The sequence below is a fragment of the Aeromonas taiwanensis genome, assembly GCF_000820165.1.
Taxonomy (GTDB): domain Bacteria; phylum Pseudomonadota; class Gammaproteobacteria; order Enterobacterales; family Aeromonadaceae; genus Aeromonas; species Aeromonas taiwanensis.
Genome location: NZ_CDDD01000074.1, coordinates 78500 through 86014, shown reverse-complemented (window position 1 = coordinate 86014; position 7515 = coordinate 78500). Strand labels below are relative to the sequence as shown.

Annotated in this window: 6 protein-coding genes and 1 pseudogene; all 7 read left to right on the top strand. The window is 67.3% G+C overall.

Features of this window, described 5'->3' with window-relative positions; all coding sequences use genetic code 11:
- Positions 1-205 (top strand): annotated as a pseudogene (locus BN1136_RS13765) (uroporphyrinogen-III C-methyltransferase); the annotation flags it as partial.
- 124 nt (positions 206-329) lie between these two features.
- Positions 330-914 carry an ANTAR domain-containing response regulator gene (locus BN1136_RS13760; RefSeq protein WP_043762368.1) on the top strand — a complete coding sequence of 195 codons (585 nt, stop codon included), beginning with the start codon at positions 330-332 and terminating at the stop codon, positions 912-914.
- A 348-nt stretch (positions 915-1262) separates the two neighbouring features.
- On the top strand, positions 1263-2621 hold the full coding sequence (locus BN1136_RS13755) for a CmpA/NrtA family ABC transporter substrate-binding protein (protein WP_043762367.1): 1359 nt from the start codon (positions 1263-1265) through the stop codon (positions 2619-2621).
- Between the two features lie 38 nt (positions 2622-2659).
- Positions 2660-3580: an ABC transporter permease gene (locus tag BN1136_RS13750; protein WP_231557881.1), complete on the top strand. Its 921-nt coding sequence runs from the start codon at positions 2660-2662 to the stop codon at positions 3578-3580.
- Positions 3581-3691: 111 nt separating this feature from the next.
- A complete protein-coding gene (locus BN1136_RS13745) occupies positions 3692-4513 on the top strand; it encodes an ABC transporter ATP-binding protein (protein ID WP_043762365.1) in 822 nt (273 codons plus the stop codon).
- Positions 4514-4540: 27 nt separating this feature from the next.
- Positions 4541-7123, top strand: coding sequence for a nitrite reductase large subunit NirB (gene nirB / locus BN1136_RS13740; protein WP_043762363.1), 2583 nt, complete (start codon positions 4541-4543; stop codon positions 7121-7123).
- Positions 7120-7479 carry a nitrite reductase small subunit NirD gene (nirD, locus tag BN1136_RS13735; protein ID WP_043762362.1) on the top strand — a complete coding sequence of 120 codons (360 nt, stop codon included), beginning with the start codon at positions 7120-7122 and terminating at the stop codon, positions 7477-7479. Before nirB ends, nirD begins: the two co-directional genes overlap by 4 nt.
- The last annotated feature ends 36 nt before the right edge of the window (positions 7480-7515 follow it).

The following is a 7515-nucleotide window of genomic DNA, read 5'->3' as shown; positions in this document are numbered from 1 at the left end:
GGCCTGCGGGGATCTGCCGGTGGCGCTGGTGGTCGCCGGCTGCAGTGCGCGCCAGCAGGTGCATCACACCCGGCTGGAGGCGCTGGAAGAGGCGGCAAGTGCCCTGCTGGGCCAGAGCCCGGTGCTGATCATCATGGGGGAGGTGGTGCGGCTGCGCACCGAGCTGCAGGCCCTGCTGAACCAGGCACTGGAACGGGTGGCCTGAGGGCCCTGTCCCCTCTACCCCCACTACCTCCAGATAGATAAAAAAGAGGTAGATTCAAAGAGTTGGCCTTCATGTTGCGGCACTTTTACCAGATGAATCGCAATAGCCGTTGGCAAGGAGTGCCATGACTACGTTTTCCCCCCGGGGCCAGGATGGCCCCGCTTCCCGCCTGCTGATCCACGCCGACGAACCGGGTCAGGCCAACCGCCTGGCCCTGCTGGTCAGCCATTACGGCCATCAGCCCAGGATCCTCGACAGCCGCCAGTTGCTGACGCCGACGGATCAGGGGGACGCCCTCATCATCAGTTGCCGCCAATTCGGCGCCGAGGTGCGCCTCGGTCTCTCCCTCTGGCCCGGTCTGCCGCGCCTGCTGTTCTGCGAGCGGCTCGGGGGCGACACCCAGCTCGCCCTGTTGCAGCAGGGAGTGCTGCTGGTGCCCCACCCTTGCGGTGAGCGGGAGCCGGTGGAGCAGTGGCTGCGCCTCGCCCGCAGCCAGCTCGCCATGGTACAGGCCCTGCAGCAGACCGAGAGCGAGCTGCGCCAGAAGCTGGTGGAGCGGCGGCTCATCGAGCAGGCCAAGGGGCGCCTGATGCGCCATCAGGGGCTGGACGAGGAACAGGCCTACCGCCTGATGCGCAGCACCGCCATGAACCGCCACCTGAGCCTGGGGGAGCTCGCGCAGCAATTGCTGCAGGCATTGCCTGCCTGAGTGTCCCGGTGCCCAACCGTTTTGGTGCAGTTGCGCCTAATTGAGGCAAATTCGGGGTGGCGAGGGCGAGATGGGAGGGGCGAAAGCCCGTCTGGCGGGCCCTGGCAGAGCTGGCACGGAAAGTGAATAACCGAATACACGATAGCAAGTGAAGAGACAGCGGGCAGGGAAGGGCCATATGGCCATTCCTCCGCAACAGGGCAAAGAAGCCCCACCGATCCCGGATCGGTGGGGCTTTTTTTTGGTCGCGACTCGCCTGTCGGGTCGCAGCGCTGCAACGAGGTGGCGCTGCAATCCCTGAGAGCGCGGCGCGACCGCCGGGAAGAGTGAACCGAGCGAGGGACTGGAATGAACGGACGACAAGGATGTGCGGGATTGCTGCTGGTGGCGCTGTCGCTGCCGGCGCTGGCCGCGGTGGGTGCCCCCGAGCAGGAGGAGCTCAGGCTCGGCTTCATCAAGCTGACCGACATGGCGCCGCTGGCGGTGGCCTACGAGCGGGGCTATTTCGAGGACGAGGGGCTCTATGTCACCCTGGAGGCCCAGGCAAACTGGAAGATCCTGCTGGATCGGGTGATAGACGGCGAGCTGGATGGCGCCCAGATGCTGGCGGGCCAGCCCCTGGCCGCCCACATCGGCATCGGCACCCAGGCCGAGCTGGTGACGGCGTTTGCCATGGATCTCAACGGCAACGCCATCACGGTGGCCAACAGCGTCTGGGCCGCCATGGCGCCCCAGCTGCCCAGGCCACAGGCGGGTCAGGCGCCGGCCCCGGTGAGCGCCGCCGCCCTCAAGCCCGTGGTGGCGGACTACCGCCAGGCGGGCAAGCCCTTCAACATGGGGATGGTGTTCCCCGTCTCCCCCCACAACTACGAGCTCAGGTACTGGCTGGCGGCAGGCGGCCTGCACCCCGGCTTCTATGCGCCCAAGCTGGGCGACAACTCGGGTCAGCGCCAGGCGGATGTGCTGCTGTCGGTGACGCCGCCGCCCCAGATGCCCGCCACCCTGGAGGCGGGCACCATCGCCGGCTACAGCGTGGGCGAGCCCTGGAACCAGCAGGCGGTCGCCAAGGGCATAGGGGTGCCCGTCATCACGGATCACGAGATCTGGCGCAACAACCCGGAGAAGGTGTTCGGCGTCACCCGGGAGTGGGCCGAGCGCCACCCCAACACTCATGTCCGGCTGGTGAAGGCGCTGCTGCGGGCGGCCTGGTGGCTGGATGCGGAGCAGAACGGCAACCGGCGCGAGGCGGCCAAGCTGCTGGCCAAACCCGAGTACGTGGGGGCGGACGAGCAGGTGATCGCGAACTCCATGACGGGCACCTTCGAGTACGCCAGGGGGGACAAGCGCCAGGTGCCGGATTTCAACGTCTTCTTCCGCCATCACGCCACCTATCCCTACTACTCCGACGCCATTTGGTACCTGACCCAGATGCGGCGCTGGGGCCAGATCCCCGAGGCCAAGCCGGACGCCTGGTTCGAGCAGGTGGCCAAGGCGGTCTATCGACCGGACGTCTATCGCCAGGCGGCGGAGGCCCTCATCGCCGAGGGCAAGCTCAAGGCGCAGGACTTCCCCGACTTTGCCAGCGAGCAGGGTTATCGCGGCCCCCAGGATGGCTTCATCGACGGCCTCATCTATGACGGCCGCCACCCCAACGCCTATCTGCAGCAGTTCGCCATCGGCCTCAAGGGCGATGAGCGGGTGCAATGAGCAAGGAGCGCGCAATGAAACGATACCAGTGGAGAATCATGGATTGGAAAACCCTGGTGCAGCCCCTGATGGGCGTGCTGCTCTTCCTCGGCCTCTGGCAGTGGGGGGCCAGCCAGGTGCAGACCAGTCTGGGCACCCTGCCCGGGCCGATCGCCACCGCCAGCCAGCTCTGGTCCCTCGGGCAGGAGCACCTGCAGGAGCGGGAGAAGGCGGCGGCCTTCCTCGAACGCCAGCAGGCGCGCAACGCCGCAAGGCTGGCGGAGGATCCGTCGGCCGAGGTGAAGCTGCGCCCCTACACCGGGCGCCCCACCTTCTTCGATCAGATTGGGACCAGCCTGCTCACCGTGCTGTGCGGCTTTGGCCTCGCGACCCTGATCGCCATCCCGTGCGGGGTGCTGCTTGGCATGAACCAGGGGCTCTATCGCGCCGCCAATCCGGTGATCCAGCTGCTCAAGCCGGTCTCCCCCCTGGCCTGGCTGCCCCTGATCACGCTAGTGGTGAGCGCGCTCTATGCCAGTCCCGCCCCCTGGCTCGCCAAGTCCTTCCTCACCTCGGCCCTGACGGTGACCCTCTGTTCCCTCTGGCCGACCCTGATCAACACGGCAGTCGGAGTGGCGGGGCTGGACCGGGACCTGCACAACGTCAGCCGGGTGTTGCAGCTGTCGTTCGTGACCCATGTGCGGCGCATCGTCTTGCCCGGGGCCCTGCCCATGATCTTCACCGGCCTGCGCCTGTCCCTGGGGGTGGCCTGGATGGTGCTGATCGCGGCGGAGATGCTGGCCCAGAACCCGGGGCTCGGCAAGTTCGTGTGGGACGAGTTCCAGAGCGGCGGCGCCTCGTCCCTGGCCCGCATCATGGTGGCGGTCATCACCATAGGCCTCATCGGCTGCGCCCTGGACAGGGGCATGCTCGCCCTGCAGCAGTGGCTGTCCTGGGACAAGCGTCAGGTATTGCGTTGACGACGCTGCGAGAGAACCCGGGCAGTACAGGTCCTGCAGCAGTGGGTCTGCTTCAGGACAAGCGCCAGGTACTGCGTTAACCACATTCCTATTCAGGCAGGAGAAGAGCCAATGAAGAGTTATCTGGAGATAAGCGACGTCGGCATCTCGTTCGAGACGGAGCAGGGGCGCTTCGAGGCCCTCAGCCGGGTCAACCTGCGCATCGAGAAGGGGGAGTTCGTCTCCCTCATCGGCCACTCGGGCTGTGGCAAGAGCACCGTGCTCAACCTGGTGGCCGGGCTGCTGGAGCCGACCCTGGGGGGCATCATCCTCGATGGCCGCGAGGTGGCGGGCCCGGGGCCGGAGCGGGCCATGGTGTTCCAGAACCACGCCCTGCTGCCCTGGCTCAGCGTCCAGCAGAACGTGGCGCTGGCGGTGGGCCAGGTGGAGCCAAACAAGCGGGCGGTGGCGGAGCGGGTGGACTACTACCTCTCCCTGGTGCAGATGGATCACGCCAGCCAGAAGATGCCCCACGAGCTGTCGGGGGGGATGAAGCAGCGGGTCGGCATCGCCCGCGCCTTGTCACTCTCCCCCAAGGTGCTGCTGATGGACGAGCCGTTCGGCGCCCTCGATGCCCTGACCCGGGCCCATCTGCAGGATGCCCTGATGGCGATTCAGGCGGAGCTTGGCAACACCGTCATCATGATCACCCACGACGTGGACGAGGCGGTGCTGCTCTCCGATCGCATCGTCATGATGACCAATGGCCCCAGTGCCACCGTCGGGGAGATCCTGACCGTCGACCTGCCAAGGCCCAGAGACAGGGTCGCCCTGGCGGATGACCCCCACTATCACAAGCTGCGCCAGCAGGTGCTGCGCTTCCTCTACGAGAAGCAGCGCAAGGTGACCCCCCTCAAGGCAGCCGGGCAGGTGCGCAGCAAGCTGCGCGCCTGAGCCCCACCGGATTCAAGGAAGAGAGACATGACTGACAAAGAGCAACAGTGGGTGATCGGGGACGGCATGGACCTGCTCGGTCGCCAGAACAGTGGTTCCGCCGACACGGCCGAAAAGCAACGGCTGCTGGTGGTGGGTAACGGCATGGTGGGTCACCACTTCGTCGAGCAGCTGGTGGCGGCCGGTGGTCTCGACCGGTTCGAGGTGACGGTGTTCGGCGCCGAGCCGGACGCCGCCTATGACAGGGTGCATCTGTCCGAGGTGTTTGGTGGCAAGGCGCCCCAGGCACTGCGCATGGCGGATCCCGCCTGGTATGAAGAGAACGGCATCGCCCTGCGACTGGGGGCCGAGGTGGAGGTGCTCGACAGAGAAAGCCGGACCCTGACCCTGTCCTGTGGCGAGCAGTATCCATACGACCGCCTGGTACTGGCGACCGGCTCTGTGCCCTTCGTGCCCCCCATCCCCGGCCATCAGCGGGAGGGGTGCTTCGTCTACCGTACCCTGGGGGATCTCGCCGCCATCCGCGATGCCTGCGCCCAGGCGCGCAGCGGCGTGGTCATCGGCGGCGGTCTGCTGGGGCTGGAGGCGGCCAACGCCCTGCGCCTGCTCGGGCTCAAGACCCAGGTGGTGGAGTTCGCCCCCAGGCTGATGCCGGTGCAGCTCGACGAGAGCGGCGGCGCCGTGCTGCGGGACAAGATCCAGGCCCTCGGGGTCGAGGTGCTGGTGGAGAAGGCCACCGAGTGCATCGAGCAGGGGGAGCAGGCCCGCCACCGCCTGCGCTTCAAGGACGGTACTCATATTGAGACCGACGTGCTGCTCTTCTCGGCGGGGATCCGCCCCGCCGACACCCTGGCCCGGCAATCCGGGCTGGCGGTCGGGGAGCGCGGGGGCATCTGCATCGACGACGGCTGCCACAGCTCGGATCCCGCCATCCTCGCCATCGGCGAGTGCGCGCTCTGGCAGGGGCGCATCTTTGGCCTGGTGGCCCCCGGCTACCAGATGGCCCGCGCCGCCGTGGCCAGCCTGTGCGGCGGCGAGACCCGCTTTGGCGGGGCCGACATGTCCACCAAGCTCAAGCTGATGGGGGTGGACGTGGGCTCCATCGGCGATGCCCATGCCACCACCGCCGGCGCCCAGGAGCTGCTGGTGCTGGACAGGATCAAGGGCATCTACAAGAAGCTGGTGACCGACGGCGAGGGCAATCGCCTGCTCGGCGCCATCCTGGTGGGGGACGGGGCCGACTATGAGCGGCTGTTGCAGTACTACCAGAACGGGGTGGCGCTGCCCCAGCCGCCGCTCTCCCTGCTGGTGGGGGACGCAGGGGCTGCTCCCGCGCCCCTGGTGCTGCCGGACAGCGCCATCCTCTGCTCCTGTCACAACGTCAGCAAGGGGGACGTGGTGGCCGCCGTTCGGGCGGGCAATCATGAGCTGGCGGCGGTGAAGAGCTGTACCAAAGCGGGCACAGGCTGCGGCGGCTGCGGCAACCTGCTCAAGCAGGTGGTGGATCAGACCCTGGCAGACCTTGGTGTGGAGGCGGACAAGGGGTTGTGCGAGCACTTCGCCTACAGCCGCCAGGAGCTCTATCACCTGGCCCGGGTGGGCGAGCTGAAGAGCTTCGAGGCGCTGCGGGGCAAGCACGGCCAGGGGCTGGGGTGCGACATTTGCAAGCCGACGGTGGCCTCCATCCTGGCGTCCCTCTGGAACGAGCACGTGCTGGAGAAGCCCCACCGCGCGTTGCAAGACACCAATGACGCCTTCCTCGCCAACCTGCAAAAGGACGGCACCTACTCGGTGGTGCCGCGCATTCCGGGGGGGGAGATCACCCCGGAGGGCCTCATCACGATCGGCGAGGTGGCGCGCAAGTACGGCCTCTACACCAAGATCACCGGCGGCCAGCGCATCGATCTCTTCGGCGCCCGGGTCGACCAGCTGCCCGCCATCTGGGGCGAGCTGGTGGCGGCGGGCTTCGAGACCGGCCAGGCCTATGGCAAGTCGGTGCGCACCGTGAAGTCCTGTGTGGGATCGACCTGGTGTCGCTACGGGGTGCAGGACTCCATGACCCTGACCCAGACCCTAGAGCACCGCTACAAGGGGCTGCGGGCTCCCCACAAGCTGAAGTTTGCGGTCTCCGGCTGCACCCGGGAGTGCGCCGAGGCCCAGAGCAAGGACATCGGCGTCATCGCCACCGAGCGGGGCTGGAACCTCTATGTGTGCGGCAACGGCGGCATGCGGCCGCGCCACGCCGACCTCTTCGCAACCGACCTCGACGAGCAGACCCTGATCCGCTACATCGACCGGCTGCTGATGTTCTATGTGCGTACCGGGGACAGGTTGCAGCGCACCTCGGTCTGGATGGAGAACATGGAGGGGGGACTCGACTACCTCAGGTCGGTGATCATCGAGGACAGGCTCGGCATCGGTGCCGAGCTGGAGGCCATGATGGAGGGGATAGTCGGCACCTGGCAGTGCGAGTGGAAGAGCACATTGGCGGATCCGGACAAGCTCAAGCTGTTCGAGGCCTTCGTCAACCGGCCCGAGGACGAGACACCGCCGCGCCGAGAGGAGCGGGGGCAATGGGTGCCGGATATCGCTATCAAGGAGGTGGTATGAGGGACATAAAAGAAGCGACCTTGCAGTCAGCGACCGGGGCCTGGCATCGGGTATGCGAACTGGCGGCGTTGCCGGAGCAGGCCGGGCGCAGCGCCTGGCTGGAGGGGAGGGTGCTGGCGCTGTTTCGCCTCGGGGAGCATGTCTACGCCCTGGACGGGGTGGACCCCCTGGCCGGCGTCGCCGTGCTGGGGCGCGGCCTGGTGGGGGATGCAGGCGGGGAGCCCGTGGTCGCCTCGCCCCTCTACAAGCAGCGCTACGCCCTGATGGACGGCCGCTGCCTGGACGATCCGGCCCTGAGCGTCGCCTGTTGGCCGGTACGGCTGGATGAGGGCGCTGTCTGGGTTAGACTGGACTGAGTACGCCAGGCATATGGCATTGAGGATCACCGGGCT

What these genes read in the sequence shown, in the direction of transcription:
- nirD (WP_043762362.1), top strand. Translation starts at nt 7,120, where the DNA reads ATGAGGGACATAAAAGAAGCGACCTTGCAGTCAGCGACCGGGGCCTGG.
- BN1136_RS13755 (WP_043762367.1), top strand. Translation starts at nt 1,263, where the DNA reads ATGAACGGACGACAAGGATGTGCGGGATTGCTGCTGGTGGCGCTGTCG.
- BN1136_RS13750 (WP_231557881.1), top strand. Translation starts at nt 2,660, where the DNA reads ATGGATTGGAAAACCCTGGTGCAGCCCCTGATGGGCGTGCTGCTCTTC.
- nirB (WP_043762363.1), top strand. Translation starts at nt 4,541, where the DNA reads ATGACTGACAAAGAGCAACAGTGGGTGATCGGGGACGGCATGGACCTG.
- BN1136_RS13760 (WP_043762368.1), top strand. Translation starts at nt 330, where the DNA reads ATGACTACGTTTTCCCCCCGGGGCCAGGATGGCCCCGCTTCCCGCCTG.
- BN1136_RS13745 (WP_043762365.1), top strand. Translation starts at nt 3,692, where the DNA reads ATGAAGAGTTATCTGGAGATAAGCGACGTCGGCATCTCGTTCGAGACG.